The 19649-nt window shown below is 71.7% G+C and carries 18 protein-coding genes; 10 read left to right on the forward strand and 8 right to left on the reverse strand.

Annotation, left to right across the window (positions count from 1 at the left end):
• Positions 1-115: 115 nt before the first annotated feature.
• Positions 116-1504, reverse strand: coding sequence for a glycoside hydrolase family 10 protein (locus tag ACZ4NT_RS05590; protein ID WP_121408178.1), 1389 nt, complete (start codon positions 1502-1504; stop codon positions 116-118).
• A gap of 334 nt (positions 1505-1838) precedes the next feature.
• Between ACZ4NT_RS05590 and ACZ4NT_RS05595 the strand changes: the two genes are divergently transcribed.
• Genes ACZ4NT_RS05595 through ACZ4NT_RS05610 form a run of 4 tightly spaced genes read left to right on the forward strand, consistent with a single transcriptional unit; the run spans position 1839 to position 7297 of the window.
• The gene (locus tag ACZ4NT_RS05595; RefSeq protein WP_467723670.1) at positions 1839-3143 is read left to right on the forward strand and encodes an ABC transporter substrate-binding protein; all 1305 of its coding nucleotides are present in this window, start codon (positions 1839-1841) and stop codon (positions 3141-3143) included.
• Between the two features lie 7 nt (positions 3144-3150).
• Entirely contained in the window at positions 3151-4107 is a 957-nt protein-coding gene (locus ACZ4NT_RS05600) for a carbohydrate ABC transporter permease (RefSeq protein ID WP_467723672.1), read from the forward strand.
• Complete coding sequence (locus tag ACZ4NT_RS05605; protein WP_467723674.1) at positions 4104-4922, forward strand: carbohydrate ABC transporter permease; 819 nt, start codon at positions 4104-4106, stop codon at positions 4920-4922. The genes ACZ4NT_RS05600 and ACZ4NT_RS05605 overlap by 4 nt, the downstream gene beginning before the upstream one ends.
• Entirely contained in the window at positions 4919-7297 is a 2379-nt protein-coding gene (locus ACZ4NT_RS05610) for a beta-xylosidase/alpha-l-arabinosidase (protein ID WP_467723676.1), read from the forward strand. The genes ACZ4NT_RS05605 and ACZ4NT_RS05610 overlap by 4 nt, the downstream gene beginning before the upstream one ends.
• A gap of 81 nt (positions 7298-7378) precedes the next feature.
• Here the strand turns inward: ACZ4NT_RS05610 and ACZ4NT_RS05615 are convergent, their stop codons facing one another.
• A complete protein-coding gene (locus ACZ4NT_RS05615) occupies positions 7379-8302 on the reverse strand; it encodes a LysR family transcriptional regulator (RefSeq protein WP_467723678.1) in 924 nt (307 codons plus the stop codon).
• A gap of 112 nt (positions 8303-8414) precedes the next feature.
• On the opposite strand from ACZ4NT_RS05615, the gene mgrA reads away from it, so the two are divergent.
• Positions 8415-9416: an L-glyceraldehyde 3-phosphate reductase gene (gene mgrA, locus ACZ4NT_RS05620; protein WP_121408172.1), complete on the forward strand. Its 1002-nt coding sequence runs from the start codon at positions 8415-8417 to the stop codon at positions 9414-9416.
• A 44-nt stretch (positions 9417-9460) separates the two neighbouring features.
• Here mgrA and ACZ4NT_RS05625 read toward each other — a convergent pair whose 3' ends face one another.
• Both ACZ4NT_RS05625 and ACZ4NT_RS05630 read right to left on the reverse strand, forming a co-directional pair.
• Entirely contained in the window at positions 9461-9772 is a 312-nt protein-coding gene (locus ACZ4NT_RS05625; protein ID WP_121408171.1) for a DUF1905 domain-containing protein, read from the reverse strand.
• A 71-nt stretch (positions 9773-9843) separates the two neighbouring features.
• Positions 9844-10227 (reverse strand): nuclear transport factor 2 family protein, encoded by a 384-nt coding sequence (locus ACZ4NT_RS05630; RefSeq protein ID WP_121408170.1) that lies wholly within the window; start codon positions 10225-10227, stop codon positions 9844-9846.
• 357 nt (positions 10228-10584) lie between these two features.
• Between ACZ4NT_RS05630 and ACZ4NT_RS05635 the strand changes: the two genes are divergently transcribed.
• From ACZ4NT_RS05635 to ACZ4NT_RS05650, 4 genes are all read left to right on the forward strand, one after another.
• Positions 10585-10995, forward strand: coding sequence for a hypothetical protein (locus ACZ4NT_RS05635; RefSeq protein WP_121408169.1), 411 nt, complete (start codon positions 10585-10587; stop codon positions 10993-10995).
• Positions 10996-11124: 129 nt separating this feature from the next.
• Positions 11125-13467, forward strand: coding sequence for an FHA domain-containing protein (locus ACZ4NT_RS05640; protein WP_121408168.1), 2343 nt, complete (start codon positions 11125-11127; stop codon positions 13465-13467).
• Positions 13468-13472: 5 nt separating this feature from the next.
• Positions 13473-14366, forward strand: coding sequence for an SH3 domain-containing protein (locus ACZ4NT_RS05645; protein ID WP_467723683.1), 894 nt, complete (start codon positions 13473-13475; stop codon positions 14364-14366).
• Positions 14366-15367 (forward strand): serine/threonine-protein kinase, encoded by a 1002-nt coding sequence (locus ACZ4NT_RS05650; RefSeq protein ID WP_467723685.1) that lies wholly within the window; start codon positions 14366-14368, stop codon positions 15365-15367. The genes ACZ4NT_RS05645 and ACZ4NT_RS05650 overlap by 1 nt, the downstream gene beginning before the upstream one ends.
• Before the next feature lie 34 nt (positions 15368-15401).
• Here ACZ4NT_RS05650 and ACZ4NT_RS05655 read toward each other — a convergent pair whose 3' ends face one another.
• Positions 15402-16688, reverse strand: coding sequence for a streptophobe family protein (locus tag ACZ4NT_RS05655; protein WP_467723687.1), 1287 nt, complete (start codon positions 16686-16688; stop codon positions 15402-15404).
• Between the two features lie 191 nt (positions 16689-16879).
• On the opposite strand from ACZ4NT_RS05655, the gene ACZ4NT_RS05660 reads away from it, so the two are divergent.
• The gene (locus ACZ4NT_RS05660) at positions 16880-18202 is read left to right on the forward strand and encodes a DUF6777 domain-containing protein (RefSeq protein WP_467723689.1); all 1323 of its coding nucleotides are present in this window, start codon (positions 16880-16882) and stop codon (positions 18200-18202) included.
• A gap of 38 nt (positions 18203-18240) precedes the next feature.
• Here the strand turns inward: ACZ4NT_RS05660 and ACZ4NT_RS05665 are convergent, their stop codons facing one another.
• Genes ACZ4NT_RS05665 through ACZ4NT_RS05675 form a run of 3 tightly spaced genes read right to left on the reverse strand, consistent with a single transcriptional unit; the run spans position 18241 to position 19462 of the window.
• Positions 18241-18663 carry a PRC-barrel domain-containing protein gene (locus ACZ4NT_RS05665; RefSeq protein ID WP_467724148.1) on the reverse strand — a complete coding sequence of 141 codons (423 nt, stop codon included), beginning with the start codon at positions 18661-18663 and terminating at the stop codon, positions 18241-18243.
• A complete protein-coding gene (locus tag ACZ4NT_RS05670; RefSeq protein ID WP_467723691.1) occupies positions 18663-19310 on the reverse strand; it encodes a PRC-barrel domain-containing protein in 648 nt (215 codons plus the stop codon). Before ACZ4NT_RS05670 ends, ACZ4NT_RS05665 begins: the two co-directional genes overlap by 1 nt.
• Positions 19307-19462 carry a hypothetical protein gene (locus tag ACZ4NT_RS05675; RefSeq protein WP_183117163.1) on the reverse strand — a complete coding sequence of 52 codons (156 nt, stop codon included), beginning with the start codon at positions 19460-19462 and terminating at the stop codon, positions 19307-19309. The genes ACZ4NT_RS05670 and ACZ4NT_RS05675 overlap by 4 nt, the downstream gene beginning before the upstream one ends.
• Positions 19463-19649: the final 187 nt, after the last annotated feature.

Genomic DNA, 19649 nt, shown 5'->3' on the forward strand with positions numbered 1-19649 from the left:
TGGTTTGTCTGTCTCTCTCTTCCGCTCGTGTTGGTGGGGTGGGGTTTATCTTGTGGTCCCCCCCCCGCGTCTTCCCCCCACCCGGGGGCGGCCCGGACGGCCCGGGGCGGCGCGGTCAGGAGGCGGTGCAGTTCCCGATCGCGGGCGCCGACGTGTTGCCGTTGGTCATGACGGTGAAGCCGAAGCTCGTCGACGCGCCGGCGGCCAGACTGCCGTTGCCGTTGGGCCGCATCGTCATGACGTTGCCGCTGCCGTCCCAGGTGGGTGAGCCGTTCCAGGTGGCGGAGACCTTCTGGGGCGGTGTCACCGTGACGGTGGTGGTCCAGCCGCTGATGGCGGTGCTGCCGGCGGTCACGGTCACCTGGCCGTTGAAGCCGCCGTTCCACTGCGCGGTCCGGGTGTAGGACACGGTGCAGGTGGCACCGCCGCCTCCGCCTCCGCCCCCGGTCCCGCCGAAGGCCGAGATCACCGCGTCGTAGGCGGGTTTGGCGGCGTAGTTGCCGTCGTAGAGCAGGGGAGTACCGCTGCTGCGCCAGGAGTATTTGTCGGTGATGCCCCATACGGTGATGCCGGTGCAGCGCGAGACACCGAGGCAGGCCTTGACGACGTTGCCGTAGCTGGTGGCCTGGGCGGTGCCGGAGCCCTCGATGTCGAGCTCGGTGATCTGGACGTCGACTCCGAGGTCGGCGAAGCGTTGCAGATTGGCGCGGTAGTCGGAAGGCACCGGCGAGGCGCTGTTGAAGTGCGACTGGAAGCCCACGCAGTCGATCGGCACACCGCGGGACTTGAAGTCCTTCACCATGTTGTACACGGCGGTGCTCTTCGCGTTGACGCCGTCGGTGTTGTAGTCGTTGTAGCAGAGCTTCGCACCGGAGTCGGCGGCGCGGGCCGTGCGGAAGGCCTCCTCGATGAAGCCGTTGCCGAGCTTGTCCTGGAACGGCGAGCTGCGGCGGGCACCGCTGCCGCCGTCCTGGAAGGCCTCGTTGACCACGTCCCAGGAGTGGATCTTCCCCTTGTAGTGCTGCATGACCTGCGTGATGTGGTTGTTCATCGCCGTGCGCAGGTCGGCGGCGCCCAGTCCACCGACCCAGCCGGGCAGTTGGGAGTGCCACACCAGCGTGTGGCCGCGGACCTTCATGCCCTTGCTCTGGGCGTGGCCGACGATCTGGTCGGCCGCGCCGAAGCTGAACGCGTTCCTGCTCGGCTCGACGGCGTCCCACTTCATCTCGTTCTCGGGGGTCACCGAGGTGAACTCCCGGTCGAGCGTGGCCGCGTACGCCGACTCGCCGAGGTGGTTGGCCGCGACGGCGGTGCCGAAGTAGCGGCCCTGCGCGGCTGCCGCGGAGCCGAGTGTGGTGGCCGCGTGGGCGGTGTCCGCGAGGGCGCCGACGCCGCCGGTGGCGAGCAGTCCCGCGGTGACCAGGCCGAGCGCCCTCCGGGTGCGGGACCGCCGTCGCGGCGGCGGCGCGGCCCCGCGGTCGACGGATGGAACCGTGGCAATCATGTGCATGTCATCCCCTTCTACGGGTCGCCGGAGTGGTCCGGCAGCGTGCCTGAGGGTGGGGCGGATGAAAGTGCAGCGATACGCCTTCGAAAGTTGCGAGCGTGTTTCCGAATGGCTGCGCAGAACTTATGGGCACGGCTCGGGCCGGTCAACCACTTGCGCGCAGATCCCTCCAGTGTGGCCGGTTGTGTGCAGGAGCGAAGCAGGGGCGAGCTGCTCGGTAACGGTTTGATCGCGCACTTGCACCCCCGTTGACCCCCGGAAAGGCCTCCCTTACGGTCCAGGAATCGCAGCGACTTTCGGCAATGCGGCCGAAACTTTCGAAAGGTGCGCCATGAAGACACGTGTGCGGTTTCCCCGGATGCTCGCCGGAGGCGTGACGATGGCCCTGGCCCTGAGCCTCGCGGCCTGCGGGGACGGGGACGGCACGTCGTCCTCGGACGGGGGGAAGATCCACGTCCTCGTGTACGGGGACGCCACCAACAAGGTCGAGAAGCAGATCGTCGCCGACTTCAACAGGACGTCGAAGGTCAAGGCGGTCCTGGACACCATCCCCGGGGCCGACTACCAGCAGAAGCTGCAGACGATCATCAGCACCCCGCAGGCTCCGGACGTGTTCTTCAACTGGGGCGGCGGCAGCATCCAGCCGTTCGTGAAGGCGGATCTGCTCCTGCCGCTCGACGACATGATCAAGGACGACCCCGGGCTGAAGTCCAAGTTCCTGCCCTCCGTCTTCGACACCGCGGTCATCGACGGGACGTCGTACGGCATACCGATGCGCGGCACGCAGCCCGTCCTGCTCTTCAACAACAAGAAGGTGCTCGCCGACGCGGGCGTCGAACAGCCGAAGACGTGGGAGGAGTTGCTCGACGCGGTCAAGAAGCTCAAGGCCGCCGACGTCACGCCGATCGCGCTCGGGGGCGGCGACCAGTGGCCGACACTGATGTGGTTCGAGTACCTCTACGACCGGGTCGCCGGGCCTGACCTCTTCAAGAAGGCCCTCGACGGGGACAAGGACGCCTGGGCGAGCGCGGACAGCAGGAAGGCGCTCGGCATGCTGAAGGAGCTGATCGACGCCGGCGCCTTCGGCAGCAACTTCGACTCGGTGAAGTTCACCGACGGCGGCTCGCCCGCGCTGCTGGCGAGCGGCAAGGCCGGCTTCGAACTGATGGGTTCCTGGGAGTACTCCACCCAGCAGGACGCCAACAAGAAGTTCGCCGAGAACGACCTCGGCTACGGCGCCTTCCCGAGCGTCCCGGGCGCCAAGGGCGACCCGGCGGCCCTCGTCGGCAACACCAACAACTTCTACTCGGTGCTGAAGAAGACCAAGCACCCCGAGGCGGTCGCGGAGTTCCTGAAGCTGATGTACTCCGACGGCTTCGTGAAGAAGCAGCTGTCCATCGGCAACCTGCCGACCACCACGAACACCGAGAAGTTCCTCGGCACCGCCGCCAGCCCCGAGTACTCGCGCTACCAGTTCGACCTGGTCAAGAAGGCCCCGACCTTCCAGCTGTCGTGGGACCAGGCCTACCCGCCGGCCGCCATCACCCCCATCCACCAGGCCGTCCAGCAGTTCTTCAACGGCCAGCTCGACGCGGACGGCTTCATCAAGGCCATGCAGGCCCTCCCCACCGCCTGAGTCCGCCATGACCACACAGATGACGCGCGTCCGTCCGCCCACGCCGGCGGACAAGGCCGCCCCGCGCCGTACGAAGGGGGCCGTCGGCTCCGGCGTGGGACATCCCGGATTCGTCTGGGCGCTCCCCGCCACCGTGTTCTTCGGCCTCTTCGCGATCGCCCCGCTGATCATGGTGGGAGTCCTGTCCTTCACCAGCTGGAGCGGACTGGGGTCGCCCGAGTTCGTCGGCACGGACAACTGGAGCCGGATCTTCGAGGACCCGGTCATGATCGAGAGCATCTGGCTGAGCCTGCTGATCACCGCGCTGGGTGTGGCCCTGCAGACCCCGCTGAGCATCCTGCTCGGAGTCTGGGCCGCCGGACGGCAGCGCAACCGGGCCGTCCTGTCCACGATCTACTTCGTCCCGCTGCTGCTGTCCTCCACCGCCGTCTCCGTACTGTGGCGGGCGCTGCTCGATCCCAACTTCGGGGTGCCGTCCCAGGCGAAGTGGCTCTTCGGCGACGGCAACCTGTTCGGGAACCAGTCCACCGCGATCGGTGTGCTCGCCTTCGTGAGCACCTGGCAGTTCACGCCGTTCCACACCCTGATCTACCAGGGAGCCGCCCGCGCCGTACCCCAAGTGCTCTACCAGGCGGCGGAGATCGACGGGGCAGGACGCTACCGGCAGTTCTTCCACATCACCCTGCCGCAGCTCCGCAACTCCATCATCACCTCGATGATCCTCATGGTGGTCGGCGGGCTCACCACCTTCGAGACGGTGCTCATCCTGACCCAGGGCGGGCCCGGCACCGACACCACCATCAGCGCCTACTACATGTACCAAAAGGCCTTCAAGGGCTTCGACTTCGGGGCCGCCTCGGCCATCGCGCTCGTCCTGGTGATCGCCGCCACGATCGTCTCGCTGATCGTCGTGCGGGTCTCGGGCTACGACAAGATGCGCGGCTCCACGGAGGGTCTGTCATGAAACGACGCCCCAACTACGTGGCCGGAGCGGCCTCCGTGGGCTGGCTCCTGCTCGTCGGCCTGCCGCTGTACGTCATGCTCGCCGCGACCGTGCAGCCCCGCTCCGAGTACGCGCAGAACGGCCCCCTGTCCTTCCCGGACGGCTTCACCCTCGACAACTACACCGGAGCCTTCTCCAACGGCTTCGGGCGCTACTTCCTCAACACCGTCATCGTCACCGTGTGCGTCGTCGGTCTGGTGCTCCTGCTGGTACCGCCGCTCGCCTACGCGATCGTGCGCGCCCGCGGCCGGGTCACCTCGGGGGTGTTCCGGCTGTTCCTGCTCGGTCTCGCCATCCCGGCCCAGGCCGTGATCGTCCCGATGTTCTACCTGATCAGCAAAGCCGGCCTCTACGACAACCTCATCGGCGTCATCCTGCCGACCGCCGCCTTCTGCATGCCGATCACCGCGCTGATCCTCAGCGGCGCCATGCGCGACATCTCCCAGGAGCTGTTCGAGGCGATGGCCATGGACGGCGCGTCCACGCGGCGCGTGTTCTTCCAGCTCGTGCTGCCGCTGTCCAAGAGCGGGCTGTCCACCATCGTGGTGTTCTCCGCCCTCCAGGCGTGGAACGGCTTCCTGTTCCCCCTCGTCCTGACCCAGTCCGACTCCACCAAGTTGATCACGCTGGGCCTCTACAACTTCCAAACCGAGCACGGCATCGACATCCCCGGGCTGCTGGCCGCCGTGGTGCTGTCCATGATGCCCGTCCTGCTCGTCTACCTGTTCGCCCGTCGCGCCCTGGTCCAGGGACTCATGGGCGTCGGAGGAAAGTGACCGCCAACGTGGCAGTTGAGACCACCCCCGTTTCCTTCCCGCACGTCTGGAACGACCCCGCCCAGGACACCGACACCCGCGTCCTGGCCCTGATCGCCGCCATGACCGTCGAGGAGAAGCTCGCCCAGCTCTTCGGCGTCTGGGTCGGCGCCTCCGACGAGGGCGGCGAAGTGGCGCCCCACCAGCACGACATGGAGGAGGCCGTCGACATCGACACCCTCCTGCCGGCCGGCCTGGGGCAGCTGACCCGGCCGTTCGGCACGGCCCCCGTCGACCCCGCGCTCGGCGCGCTCTCCCTGATGCGCACCCAACAGCGCGTCGCCTCGTCGAACCGCTTCGGCATCCCGGCCATCGCCCACGAGGAGTGCCTCGCCGGCTTCGCGACCTGGGGCGCCACCGCCTACCCGGCGCCCCTGTCCTGGGGAGCCACGTTCGATCCGGACCTCGTCCGCCGGATGGCCGCCGCCATCGGCCGAGACATGCGCTCCGTGGGCGTCCACCAGGGCCTCGCGCCGGTGCTCGACGTGGTCCGGGACGCCCGCTGGGGCCGTGTCGAGGAGACCATCGGAGAGGACCCCTACCTCGTCGGCACCATCGGCACCGCCTACGCGCGGGGCCTGGAGTCGGCCGGGGTCGTCGCCACCCTCAAGCACTTTGTCGGCTACTCGGCCTCACGCGCCGGACGCAACCTGGCCCCCGTCGCGGTCGGCCCCCGCGAACGCGCCGACGTCCTGCTCCCGCCCTTCGAGATGGCGCTGCGCGAGGGCGGGGCCCAGTCGGTGATGCACGCCTACACCGACACCGACGGGGTGCCCTCGGCCGCCGACGAGCAGTTGCTGACCGGCCTGCTCCGGGACGCCTGGGGCTTCGACGGCACGGTCGTCGCCGACTACTTCGGGATCGCCTTCCTGAAGATCCTGCACGGTGTCGCGGACAGCTGGGCGGACGCCGCCGGGGCCGCGCTCCACGCGGGCGTCGACGTCGAACTGCCCACCGTGAAGACCTTCGGCGCACCCCTGCGGGAGGCGGTCGCGGACGGACGGGTGCCCGAGGCGCTCGTCGACCGGGCGCTGCGCCGCGTGCTCACGCAGAAGGTGCGACTGGGTCTGCTGGACGCCGACTGGAGCCCGGCGCCGCCGGCGCTGGCCGCCGCCGACCCGCACGACACGCCGGGCCTGCGCGGCACGGTCGACCTCGACACACCGGCGAACCGCGCACTCGCCAGGGAGATCGCCGAACAGGCCGTGGTGCTGCTGCGCAACGACGGGACGCTGCCGCTGGACCGTCCGCGCCGCATCGCCCTGGTGGGGCCCAACGGGGACGAGCCGACCGCCGTGCTCGGCTGCTACTCCTTCCCTCTCCACGTCGGCGTGCACCACCCGCGGGTCCCGGTGGGGATCGACCTGCCGACCCTGCGGCACGCCCTGGAACGGGAGTTCCCCGACGCCGACATCACCGTGGCCCGCGGTACCGGCATCGACGACGGCGACACCTCCGGCCTCGCCGAGGCGGTGCGCCTGGCCGGTCAGGCGGACCTGGTCGTCGCGGCCCTCGGCGACCGGGCCGGGCTCTTCGGCCGCGGGACCAGCGGCGAGGGGTGCGACGCCGACTCGCTGGCGCTTCCCGGAGCCCAGCAGCAGCTCCTCGACGCGGTCCTGGACGCGGGCCCGCCGGTCGTCGCCGTCCTGGTCGCCGGACGGCCCTACGCACTGGGCGGCGCCACGGACCGGGCCGCCGCCGTCGTGCAGTCGTTCTTCCCCGGGGCGGAGGGCACCACCGCGATCGCGGGTGTCCTCAGCGGCCGCACCAACCCCTGCGGACGGCTGCCCGTCAGCGTGCCGCGCAGCCCGGGCGCACAGCCGGCCACCTATCTGGGCGCCCGGCTCGCCCAGGCCAGCGAGGTGTCGAACATCGACCCCACCCCGGCCTTCGGCTTCGGACACGGCCTGTCCTACACCGCGTTCACGTGGAGCGATCTCGCCGTGGACGTGAAGGAGGCGCCCACGGACGGCGAGTTCGCACTGGCCTTCACCGTGGGCAACACCGGTGGCCGCGCGGGTACCGAGGTCGTCCAGCTGTACCTGCACGATCCGGTCGCCTCGGTCGTGCAACCGGTGCAGCGGCTCATCGGCTACACGCGGGTGCCGCTCGCGCCGGGCGAGCGGCAAAGGGTCCGGGTGACCGTACCGGCCGACCTCGCCTCGTTCACCGGGCGCGACGGGCGCCGCGTGGTGGAGCCGGGCGACCTGGAGCTGCGGCTGGCCGCGTCCAGCACCGATCCGCGGCTCACGGCGACGGTCACGCTGACCGGCCCCGAGAGGTACCTGGACCACACCAGGCGCCTGCACGCCGAGTTCGGCCGATCCGCCGGGTGAGGCGACGGGGCCGCAGCGGTCCGCCGGACCGGTCCGCTGCGGCCCGGTCCGGCGGGCGGCAGCGGCAGGGGGCGCGGCCGGTCACACGAGAGCGGGTTCGGCCGGCGCCTGCTCCCCGTCCTGCGACTGGTCGGCGAGCAGGCTCATCAGCGCCCGGGCGGCGGGACTGGTGGCCTCCTCGGGAGGGAGCATCGCGACGGTCTCGTAGGACACGTCCCCGGTGCCCTCCAGGGGAAGCGCGGTGAGGGCCGCCGCCTCGGGTTTGTGGCCGAAGTGGCGCGGGACGACGGCGATGCCGAGTCCCTGCTGGATCAGTTCGAGGAGGCTGTGCACATCGCTGACCTCCAGGGTGACCGTCCGGCCGACGCCCGCCATGGCGAAGGCGGTGTCGGTGACGCGCCGCGGCCCCCAGTCGGGGTGGAAGTCGACGAAGGCCTCGCCGCCCAGGTCCGCCGGCGTCACGGGGGCGCCGGTGGCGAGGCGGTGCGCGGGATGGCACAGGACGGTCATCGGCTCCCCGGTCAGCGGCACCGAGCGCAGCCGGTCGGTGTCCGACTGCGTCCGGACGGCGAACGCCAGGTCCAGGCGCCCGGCCGCCACCTCCTCCGCCAGTGCCCCCGACCCCGCCTGCCGCAGCCGGATCTCCACGTCGGGGTGACGCCGCCGGAACGCCGCCAGCAGCGTGGCCACCCCCACCCCGGCGACGCACTGCTCGGTCCCGAGCGACAGGGTGCCGCGCAGGACGCCCTGCACCGCGGCGACCGCGTCGTGGGCGGCCCGGACCTGGGCGAGGATGCGCTCAGCCTCGCCCAGCAGGGCACGGCCGGCCTCCGTCAGCGTCACCCGACGCGTGGTCCGCACGAACAGCGGGGCCTGCAGCTCCCGTTCCAGGGCGCGAATGGAGGCGGACAGGCCCGACTGCGAGACGAGCAGCCGCTCCGCCGCACGGGTGAAGTGCTGGTCCTCGGCGACGGCGACGAAATGCTGGAGATGGCGCAGTTCCATGACTGAGAAGCCTAGACGCTGAATCCCATCCGATTCTCCTGTTGGACCACTGGCGGGTGGTCGCGCGAGAGTGGAGGGCGTCTCCATCGGCACTCTTCTCCAGGAGCCCACGTTGTTCACGGCGCACACAGACCGTTACGAGGCCATGCCCTACCGCCGCACCGGGCGCAGCGGCCTGAAGCTCCCGGCGCTGTCGCTCGGACTGTGGCACAACTTCGGCCCCGACCGTCCGGTGGACACCCAGCGGCAGATCCTGCGCCGGGCCTTCGACCTGGGTGTCACCCACTTCGACCTGGCCAACAACTACGGCCCGCCGCCCGGCGCCGCCGAGTCGGCCCTCGGGGACGCGCTGCGGGCGGACTTCACCCCCTACCGCGACGAACTGGTCATCTCGACCAAGGCCGGATACCTGATGTGGCCGGGCCCGTACGGCGAGTGGGGCTCGCGCAAGTACCTGCTGTCCTCCCTCGACCAGAGCCTCGCCCGGATGAACCTCGACTACGTGGACATCTTCTACTCGCACCGGCCCGACCCGGAGACTCCGCTGGAGGAGACGATGGGCGCCCTGCACTCCGCGGTCGTCCAGGGCAAGGCGCTGTACGTCGGCGTCTCGAACTACTCGCCGGAGCAGACCCGGGAAGCCGCCCGGATCCTTCGTGACCTGGGCACGCCGCTGCTGATCCACCAGCCGCGCTACTCGATGCTCGACCGCCGCCCCGAGCAGGAGGGGCTCCTGGACACGCTGGACGAGCTCCAGGTCGGCTCCATCGCCTATTCGCCCCTGGAGCAGGGCCTGCTCACCAGCCGCTACCTCGACGGCATCCCCGAGGGGTCGCGGGCGGCGAGCGACAGCCCGTTCCTCAGCGCCGACACCGTCACCGAGGACCTGGTGCGGCAGCTGCGCTCCCTGGACGAGGTCGCCAAGTCCCGCGGCCAGTCCCTGGCCCAGATGGCGCTGGCCTGGGTGCTGCGCGGGGGCCGGGTCACCTCGGCCCTGATCGGCGCGAGCAGCCCCCGGCAGCTGGAGGACAGCGTGGCGGCGACCGGCGCGCTGGACTTCACCGACGAGGAGCTGTCCCGGATCGACCGGATCATCGGCGCGACCGGCCGCTAGGCACCCGGGCGACGGCCCGGGCTCCCGGGCCCGGGCGGCCCCCGTCAGCCGGCCGGGCTCCCTTGGTCCGGGGCGTCGAGACGCTCCTCCAGGTGCACGTCGACGGTGTCCCCCGCCTCCTTGCCGATCGCCTTGCGCACCTCGGCCTTGACGGGGAGCTTGTGCGTCCCGTCGCCCAGGGCCATGAAGGAGCTGCGGAAGGGATGGCCGTCGATGGTGCCGCGCACCTTGACCAGCCCGCGGGTGCGGAAGAACGCGGCGGAGTCCGGCCAGACGAGGTAGGTCCAGCCGCCCTTCTCCGGGCTCTTCCGCAGCACCGCCGTGAAATGCTCGTCCAGCGTGTTCGCCGTGCTCATGGGTTTCTCCGCTTTCCGTCGGTTCCTCTGTTCAAGAGACCACCGCGGGCGGAGAAACTCATCGCCGGCGGTCAGGCGGCGGCCGGTATCCGGTCCAGGAAGCCGGCCACGCTCCGGATGCGGTCCTCCGCGTCGAGGGTGATCACGTCGAATCCGGCGACGGGCGCCGCGCCGTCCGCGTCGCCGACCAGCTCCCAGGTGAAGCGGGCGACGTCGTGATGGGCGTCGACCGAGCCCGTGAGCCGGAACGAGAAACCGGGGAACTGCTCCTGCGCCGCCGCGATCACGGCCGCCAGCTGTTCGTGACCGCGGACGTCCGCCAGCGGATCCGTGTACGTGCCGTCCACGGCCCAGGCCGCGGCCACCGCCTTCGCCCGGCTTTCCGGGTCCCGGGCGTTCCAGGCCTCGAAGTAGCGGGCCACGGCGCTTGCATGACGCTCAATTCCTGCGGGCATGGTCGATCAGCCTCCATCGAGGTGTTCGCACTGGTCAGGGTCCGGATTCCGGAGTGCGGTGTGCCGCCGGGATCCGGTACCGCAACCATGCCGGGCGGCCGGCGGCGCCGTCGATTACCCCGGGGGTAAGAGGCCCCGAACCGTTTCGGCCAAACGCGGCCGTGAATATGCCAAGAGACTGGCTGGAATGGCATGGTGACAGAGTGTCAGTAGTGACGATACTCGATTGACAGGGCGATTCAGCCACGCCCGCCGAGCACCGACGCACCGAGGAACAACCCGCACCACCGTGGACCGCACGAGCCGCAAGGAAAGAGAGGCCGGGCCGGCAGCGAGCGCCGTAATGGGGGAGCGATCGTGCACGACGAATTCCTGTGCCATGTGACCGCGTACGGAATATGCGGCGGTCAGCGCGTCGGTGTCCCCCTGGGGACCTACCGCGCGCCCACGTTGGCGCTTGCCCTGTGGTGGATGCGCGACCGCGCCTCCTGGATCGCCGAGCGCCTCGACCCGCACCCGGACAACCCGAACTTCCCCCCGAACTCCATCGCGCCGGTCGGGCCGGGAGTCCCCGACGTGCCGGCCATGCTGCGCGCCTGGTGCGGCGACAGTGTGCAACAGGAGCTGGTCGCCGAGGAGTTGGCCGCAGGGAAGCTCGTCCGCATCACCACGAACGACGACACCACCGAGTACGAACTGCTCGCGGAGTCCGTGGACGCGCTGCGCATGCAGCGCTTCGTCCCGGTGCTCTCCACACCCGCCGCCTGACGCCCGCGCGCGGACTGGCGCGCACGCCGCGACGTGCGGGCCCGAGGCGCTTCGTGCCACGGGAGCCTTCGCCCACCCCTCGGAAGCGCCGCCCAGGCGTACATGCGGATGAATCGCTAGAATTCAGGCATGGGAGAGCGGCCGGTCGTGTCGACAGCGCCCGAACTCGTCCTCGAAACCGAGGCGGGCTCCAAGGTGATCAGTCCCAGCCGTGACTACCACGTCGGGCGGGATCCACTGAGCGATGTCGTCATCGACGACATCAGGGTCTCGTGGCACCACGCGGTGCTGCGGCCGGCGGGCGATCACTGGACCATCGAGGACGAGGACAGCACGAACGGCACCTTCGCCGACGGGCGCCGCGTCCACGAGTGGGGCGTCGGCCCCGGCAGTGTGATCCGCTTCGGCAATCCCTCCGACGGGCCCCGCGTCCTGCTCGTGGACCGCCCGCCGCCCACCCCCGAACGCCCGTCCGCCGTCCGGACCCCGTCCGCGACCGGGACGTTCCGGCAGCCGACCACCGTACGGCCACTGCCCTCGCGCACCGTGCGCATCGGCCGCGGCGACGACAACGACCTGGTCATCGACGACCTCGTGGTCTCGCGCCGGCACGCCGAACTGCGCGCCCGCCCCGACGGCAGATACGAGATCGTCGACCTCGGCAGCCACAACGGCACGTTCCTCAACGGACAGCCCGTCGACTCGGCCGTCATCACCTCCGGCGACATCGTCGGCATCGGACACTCCGCCTTCTGCCTCGTCGGCGACCAGCTGCAGGAGTACGTCGACACCGGTGAGGTCTCCCTCGACGTCCAGGACCTCGAGGTCGCCGTCGACCACGGCCGCAAGACCCTCCTCGACCAGGTGTCCTTTCCCGTCGGCGAGAAATGCCTCCTCGCGGTCGTCGGCCCCAGCGGCGCCGGCAAGTCCACCCTGCTGAACGCCCTGACCGGCCAGCGCCCCGCCGACCGCGGCACGGTCCTGTACGACGGACGCGACCTCTACCGGGACTACGCCGAGCTGCGCCAGCGCATCGGGCTCGTGCCGCAGGACGACATCCTGCACGCGCAGCTGACCGTGCGCCGGGCGCTCACCTACGCCGCCGAACTGCGCTTCCCGCAGGACACCGCCAAGGCCGAGCGCCTCGCCCGGGTCGACGAGGTGATCCGCGAACTCGGGCTCCAGGAGCGGGCCGGGCAGCCCATCCACAGCCTCTCCGGCGGTCAGCGCAAGCGGGTCAGCGTGGCCCTCGAACTGCTGACGAAGCCGTCACTGCTCTTCCTCGACGAGCCCACGTCCGGCCTCGACCCCGGCATGGACCGCTCGGTGATGCACATGCTGCGCGGTCTCGCCGACGACGGCCGCACCGTCATCGTGGTCACGCACAGCGTGCTCAGCCTCGACGTCTGCGACCGCCTCCTGGTGCTCGCGCCCGGCGGCAGGGTGGCGTACTACGGGCCGCCCGACGAGGCCCTCGCCTTCTTCGGTTTCCAGGAATGGCCCGAGGCGTTCGAGGCCTTCGAGCGGGACCACGACCGGGACTGGGCGGGGGAGTACCGCGACTCCGTCCTCAACCGGCGGTACATCGTCAACTCGTCCGCCCAGCCCGCCCTGCCGGCGGGGGAGCCGGCCCCCGTCTTCGGACCCCCGCCCAAGGCCCAGAGCTGGGGTGCCCAGCTCCGCACCCTGGTCAGACGCTACGCCGCAGCACTCGGCGCCGACCGGACGTTTCTGATCATCATGATCGCGCTGCCGTTCGTGATGGGCGCGATGGCCCGGGCGCTGGCCGGCAGCAGGCTGACCCAGGAGACGGCGATGAACGCGCTGCTCATCCTGTGTGTCGGCGGTGTGCTCACCGGGGCGGCCAACGCCGTGCGCGAACTGGTCAAGGAACGCGTCATCTACCAGCGGGAGCGCGCGGTCGGGCTGTCCAGATCGGCGTACCTGATGTCCAAGGTCGTCGTCCTCGGGACCATCACGGTCCTCCAGGCGGTCGTCCTGACCCTGGTCGCCCTGCTGGGCGTCGACCTCAACGCACCCGGTGGCGAGGGAGTCCTCCTGCCGCCCCTCGTGGAGATCACGGTCGCCGTGGCCATGCTCGCCTTCACCGCGATGATGCTCGGCCTGCTCGTCTCCGCGCTGGTGCGCAAGGAGGAGGTCACGATGCCGTTGCTGGTGCTGCTGGCGATCGTGCAGGTGGTCTTCTGCGGCGCCCTGCTGAAGCTGAACGGTGTGCCCGGCATCGAGCAGCTGGCCTGGCTGGTGCCCTCGCGCTGGGCGCTGGGCGCGATGGCGGGCACGATCGGACTCGCCCGCATCGTCCCCGGGGAACTCACGGGTGATCCCCTGTTCAAGCACTCGGTCGGCGTGTGGCTGCTGAACATCGGGATGCTGGTCGTGCTCTCGGTCGTCTTCGGGTACCTGGTGGCACGGCTGCTGAGGCGCCACGAGCCAGCGGTCATGCGGAAGTAGGTGCGATGACGGCTCCCGACTTCCGGCCCACCCACGTCGTCCCCCAGGACGGAATGTCCGCCTGGGAGAGCCCCGATCCCTCGCGTCCCACGGTGCCGCTCGACGCCCTGCTCCCCGTCCAGCTCCTCGACCGGAGCGGGGACTGGGCGCGGGTCCTCTGCGCCAACGGCTGGTCCGCCTGGGTCGACGGCCGGCTGCTGGTCGCCGTGCCCCAGGCGCCGCCTGCCGCGAGCAGTCCGCTCACCCGCACGGCGGACCCGCGTCCGCTCCTCACCCGCGTCCAGGAGTCGCTCGCCCGCTACCGGAGCGCGACGGAGGACCTGACCGCCGGTCGTGTCGACGGCGAGGCCTTCCGGACCCGTACGCACGGCATGCGGGCCGGAGTGGTCGTCGACGGCGAGTCCGTGTGGCTCTACGACGCCGAGCACGAACGCTGGGTCTACACCGACGGCACGCGGCTCAGCACGTACGCCGCGCCGGGGGAGCCCTCCGCCGAGGCCCGGCAGCCGGCCCGGCCGCAGCGGGAGGCCACCCGCGTCGTACGGGAACCCGCCCCCGAGGCCGAGCCGCCCCCTTTCGAGGAGCGACCGGACACCGGTGCGGCCCCCGAAGCGCAGGAGCCGACGCCGACGGATCCGACGCGGCTCGCGGGCGGAACCGACGGGCACGAGCCGACGCGGGTCGTGGGGGGCGCGGACGGGTACGAGCCGACGCGGCTCATGGGGGGCGGGGAGGCCGGAGCGGCCCGTCCGGCGCGGGAGCCCGAATCCGGGGAGCCGACCCGGCTCGTACGGGACGCCGACGACGCCGACGGCCCCGAACCGACCCGGGTCGTGCCGCGCGTGACGGACACCCCGGAGGACGCGCGACCGCACGACACCCGGCGAGGTGACGTCTGATGGACGACACGTCCCACGACACGAGCCTGTACGCGGGACGACCCTCGGGCCTGGTGGGGAAGCAGATCGCCGGGTACCGGCTGGAACGCGAGATCGGGCGCGGAGGCATGGCGGTCGTGTACCGCGCCAAGGACCTTCGCCTGGACCGGACCGTCGCCCTCAAGCTGCTCGCTCCCGAGCTGGCGCGCAACGACACCTTCCGCCGCCGCTTCACCCACGAGTCGCGGGTGGCCGCGGCCATCGACCACCCGCACATCGTGCCGGTCTTCGAGGCGGGCGAGACGGACGGCGTCCTCTACATCGCGATGCGGTACGTCGCCGGGCAGGACCTGCGTCATCTGCTGGACCGGGAGGGCCCCCTGCCCGCCGGTACGGCCCTCCGCATCGCCGCGCAGGTGGCATCCGCACTCGACGCCGCGCATGCGCACGGACTCGTCCACCGGGACGTCAAACCCGGCAACATCCTGGTGGCGCAGGGCACCGACAGCGACCACCCCGAACACGTGTACCTGACGGACTTCGGGCTGACCAAGAAGTCGCTGTCGCTGACCGGTTTCACCACCGTCGGCCAGTTCGTCGGAACCCTCGACTACGTGGCGCCCGAGCAGATCTCCGGGCGGCCGGTCGACGGACGCTGCGACGTCTACGGCTTCGCCTGCGTCGTGTACGAGACCCTGACGGGCAAGCCGCCCTTCCAGCGGGACGACGACATGGCCCTGCTCTGGGCCCACCAGTACGACCAGCCGCCGCCGCTCACCGAGAAGCGTCCGGACCTCACCTCGGGCGCGGACGCCGTGCTGGCGCGGGCGCTGGCCAAGAGCCCCGACGACCGGTACGACTCCTGCCTCGCGTTCACGGCGGCGCTGCGGGCCGCCGTGACGGGGCGGGTGGCGGGAGGGCGTACGCCGACCCGGGTGGACCACGGTGCCGCCGGCACGCCCGAGCGGCCCGGCCCCCCGCCCGAGCCGCCGGACTGGGCACGACCGGTCTTCGTCCGCTGAGCGCCTGCCGTGACGAAGCCGACCGCCCCGGTGGTCAGTGGCCTCCGCGGCCGGCCTGGTCGGCGACCTCGCCCCGCCGGTGCACCCGGGTCGCCGCCAGGGCGCCGAGGAAGCCGGTGACGAGCCCCCACAGCACGGCGAACCCGAGTGCCGTCCAGATCCGGGGCCGCAGCAGGATCTGTCCGGACAGGCCGCCGCCGAGGTCCCCGATGCCCAGCAGCGACAGTCCGTAGTGGGCGGAGATGCGGGCGACGAGGCAGATCATGAGCACGGTCAGCGCGAGCGCGGCCGCCATGTGCACGGCGTGCTGCCAGGTCCGCACCCGGGCGGGGGAGCGGGTCGCCATCAGGAAGGCGGCGCCCAGCAGCAGGACGGCGTCGACGGCCACCAGCCACCACACCCGGCCGTCGTACTCGGCGAGGGTGCTCAGGTTGAGGGTGGAGATGTCGCGGGTGCGCAGCACCTCGTCGAGGACGTGCGGCATGGGCAGTCCGAAGGGCCCTTCGACGCGGCCCTCCCAGGAGGCGCCGAGGCCGATCGTGAAGGCGAGCCAGACGAGGTTCGGAAGGCCGAGCAGGATCACCGCGAAGGTCTCCGCGACGTGACCGCGGGTGGCCGCGACCACCAGGGCGACGATGCCCCCGACCGCCACGGCGCACAGCAGCAGGGCGACCATGGCGTAGGCGGCGGGGCGCACCGACTCCTGGAAGCGCACCAGCCGGGCCGGCAGCGGAGCCCGCGGTGAGACGAGCAGCGCCAGGACGAGGACGCCCGCCAGCCACAGCAGCCCGAACACCACGGTGACCGGCAGGTCCGTCTCGAAGCCCACCTTCGGGGAGGCACCGAGCAGGTCGCCGAGGTCGGACACGATGCCGTCGCCGAGCGAGATCTCGAAGGTCTGCCGTGCCGCGAGCGCGATCCCGATGAGCCCCACCAGCCACACGGCGGCGACCCGGGCGGCCCAGCCGCCCAGTTCCGCTGCTCCGGCCACCGCCCGGTGCCGCAGCGGGCGCAGGAACCCCGCGGCGATCACCAGGGCTCCGGCGAGGGTGACCGACAGCGGCATGACGGTGAGGCCGGCCTGGGTGTCCGCGATGTCCCCGGCGTCCCCCGAGAGCTCGATGCTGCCGCCGACGGCGGTCACCACGGTCGCCGCGACCACTCGGGGGAACGCGTTGTCCGGGAGATCGGCCGCACCGGCCGCCCACAGCCCGAGGGCGGCGACCACGCCCATCACGATCAGCCCGGCCAGGACCGTGAGGACGGCCTGGATCCAGCCGTGGCGGGCGACTGCCTGGTCGGACGGTGTCTGGGGGCTCACGTGGCCACGCTAAGCAGGACGGGAGAGGTCCGCCCGCCGGAGGGGGCCGACCGCGTCCGGCCGCCCCGGACGGCGGACCGCGTCCGCTTGCGGGGGACGCGGGGCCGGGGCACACAATGAGCCCATTGTGGAATGAAGCGGCACAGAAGGTACGAGGTGCCGCGCGATCTCTACGCAGGGAAGAAGAGCTCGTGAGCGTCGAACCGCCGTCCTCCGGCCGTCCCACAGGACCTCCGTCGGGCCCGCTGTCGGGCCCCTCGCAGCCGGGTCCGTCCCAGCCGAGCCCCACGCAGCCGAACGCCCGGCCCCCGCAGGGGTCGTCGGGCGGTGATCCGGGTGCGGGCGGCCCGGGCGGCGGTGACGGTGGCGGCAGCGGACCGGGTGGTCCCTCCGGACGCGGCGGCGCGAGCAGGGGCGGCGGGGGCCCGGACCGACCGTGGTGGCGATCGGCCCCCCGCGTGGCGGTGATCGCCACCGCCGTCGTGGCGGCGGTGATCCTGGCCGTCGTCCTCACCCGGCCGGACGACTCGTCCGGCGGCTCGGCGAACTCCGGTGGCGAGGTCTTCCTGCAGCCCGCCGCCGAGACGGGACCCGACCCGTACACGGAGTCCACGGCGAAGGACAGCTCCACCACGCCCGAGACCCCCGCACCGCCGAGCGGCACGTCCGAGTCCGCGAAAGCGGTGCGCGCCGTGGACGGTTCGGCACCCGGCCTCTACGGCGGGACCCGCAAGGTCGCCGCCTGTGACGTGGAGGAGCAGGTCTCCGCCCTCCAGAAGGCCCCGGCCAAGAACAAGGCGTTCGCCTCGGTGGCGGGGGTCCAGCCCTCCGACGTCCCCGCCTACCTGCGCTCGCTCACTCCGGTCCAGCTCCGCATGGACACGTGGGTCACCAACCACGGCTACCGCGACGGTGCCGCCACCAGCTACCAGGCGGTCCTTCAGGCGGGCACGGCCGTGCTGGTCGACGACCGCGGTGTGCCGCGGGTGCGCTGTGCGTGCGGCAACCCGCTGACCCCGCCGGTCCCGCAGAAGACGGCACCCAGGACGAAGGGCGACGCCTGGCCCTCGTACCGGCCGCAGAACATCGTGTTCGTCACCCCGGCGACGACGGTCGTCAACGTCTTCGTCCTCTTCGACCCGGAGCACGAGGACTGGTTCCGGCGCGAGAAGGGCGACACCGGCGAGAACGACAAGAAGACCAAGCCGCCGGCCAAACGGCCGTCCCCGTCGGTGAGTTCGTCGAGCTCCGAGTCCGCGTCGCCGTGCGTCTCCCCGCACGGGGTGCCGCCGTCGGGCTGCGAGACGTCGTCCGGGCCCTCCTCCTCGTCCCCGTCGGCGCCCTCGTCCAAGACGTCCGCGCCTCCGTCGCCCCCGTCCCCGCCGACGTCATCGGCCCCGGAGCCGCCGCCGGACTCCTCCGCCTCCGGAGCGACGTCGGAGTCGGCCGCCACGTCCGAGTCCGGATCCTCGCTCGGCGGGCCGCCGCCGGTCACCGGTGACCGGGTGCTCTGAACCGACGGCTCCGGACGGACGGGCCGGCCGGAGCCGGCTCAGCCCGTCCGGACCACCAGGGCGTAGTCCCCGAGGCCGAGCAACCGGTCGCCGGGGATCTCGCCCAGCGCGGTGTAGATCTTCTCGACGCGGCCCGTGGCCGGGTCGAAGGCGATGTCCTTGACGGTGCCCCGCTCGTCGCCGTCCTCCGTCAGCACCTTGGCGCGCAGGGCTTCGCGATGCTCCGGGGGTGCGGGCGGGGCGTCCGGCGCGGGGTCGGGCCGGACGAGGGCGGCGTCGGGGCCGAACGCGTGGAAGGCGCTCCAGGCGATCGCCGTCTCCTTGCGGCCCCGTGCCCCCGAGATCCGGGCATGGGTGACCGTTCCGGACGCTGCGTCCAGGGTCAGCGACTCGACGACGCCGATCTCGTTCGCCTCGCCCAGCGTCACGACCGGCAGCCCGCGGGCCTGGGAGAACATCATCACGCCGTCGTCCCCTTCTCGAACCCGTCCGGAACCCCCGTGTGCGCGTTCTCCTCGGGCTCCGGTGCCCGGTCCGCCGCGCTGCGGATGTGGAACGCCTCGACCTGGCTGACGAAGCCCGCGAGGTCGTCGGCGACGAACCGGGTCGCGTCGGCCGGAATGACCAGGGCCTGCCCGGACACGGCGAGCGTCTCGCCCCGGGGGACGAACACCTTGTGCCGACGCCGCTTCGATCCGGGCTCCAGGGCCTCCCGCGCGGCGATCCGGAAACCGACCACACGCCCGCTGGTGCCGCCCTCGATCACGATGTCCAGCACCGTGCCGACCTCGGCGCCCGCGTCGGTCAGCACCCTGGCTCCCAGCACCCTGCCGTGCGCCGCCTCGCCCCGCGCGACGACCGCCGCCGGTTCGGCGAGCGCGTCGGGCCCGCTGATCATTACCGCGTGCCGGCCGAGCGAGTGCACCGCGCTCCAGGGCAGGCTCTGCTTCAGCGGACCCGCGAGCAGCCCCCGGCCGCTGAGCGTGAATCCGGTGATCCGGCCCGCCGGACCGTCGAAGACGGTGTCCTTGACCTGGGCGACCACATCACCGCCCAGCGTGACCACCGGGCGTTTGGCCAGGCCGCGCGCGCCCATCAGCTCGCTCACGGCGCCCCCCTCCTGCCGCTCCTGCCGAAGCCGCGTCCGCGCTGCACCGCGATGACGGTCCCCGACCGCCTGCTCGACTGCACCCACACCGCCGCCACGGCCAGCAGCATCAGCGCAGCGACAACGACGACCAGCCACACCCACCAGGCCACCGTCCACCTCCGGTCATTGAGGCCTCTCGGCCGTAGTCGGCCGATCCGGCTCAGTCCGTCTGCCCCGGGCGGACCGGAGGATGCACCGTTCGGCCGGGCGGCGGCCGGGGCCCGGGCGGCGGCGATTCCGCCGGGAGAGAGGTATCGGATCGTTACGTCGGGCAATTATTGCCCGAGGTCAACGACC

Source organism: Streptomyces sp. NPDC026417, assembly GCF_055567695.1.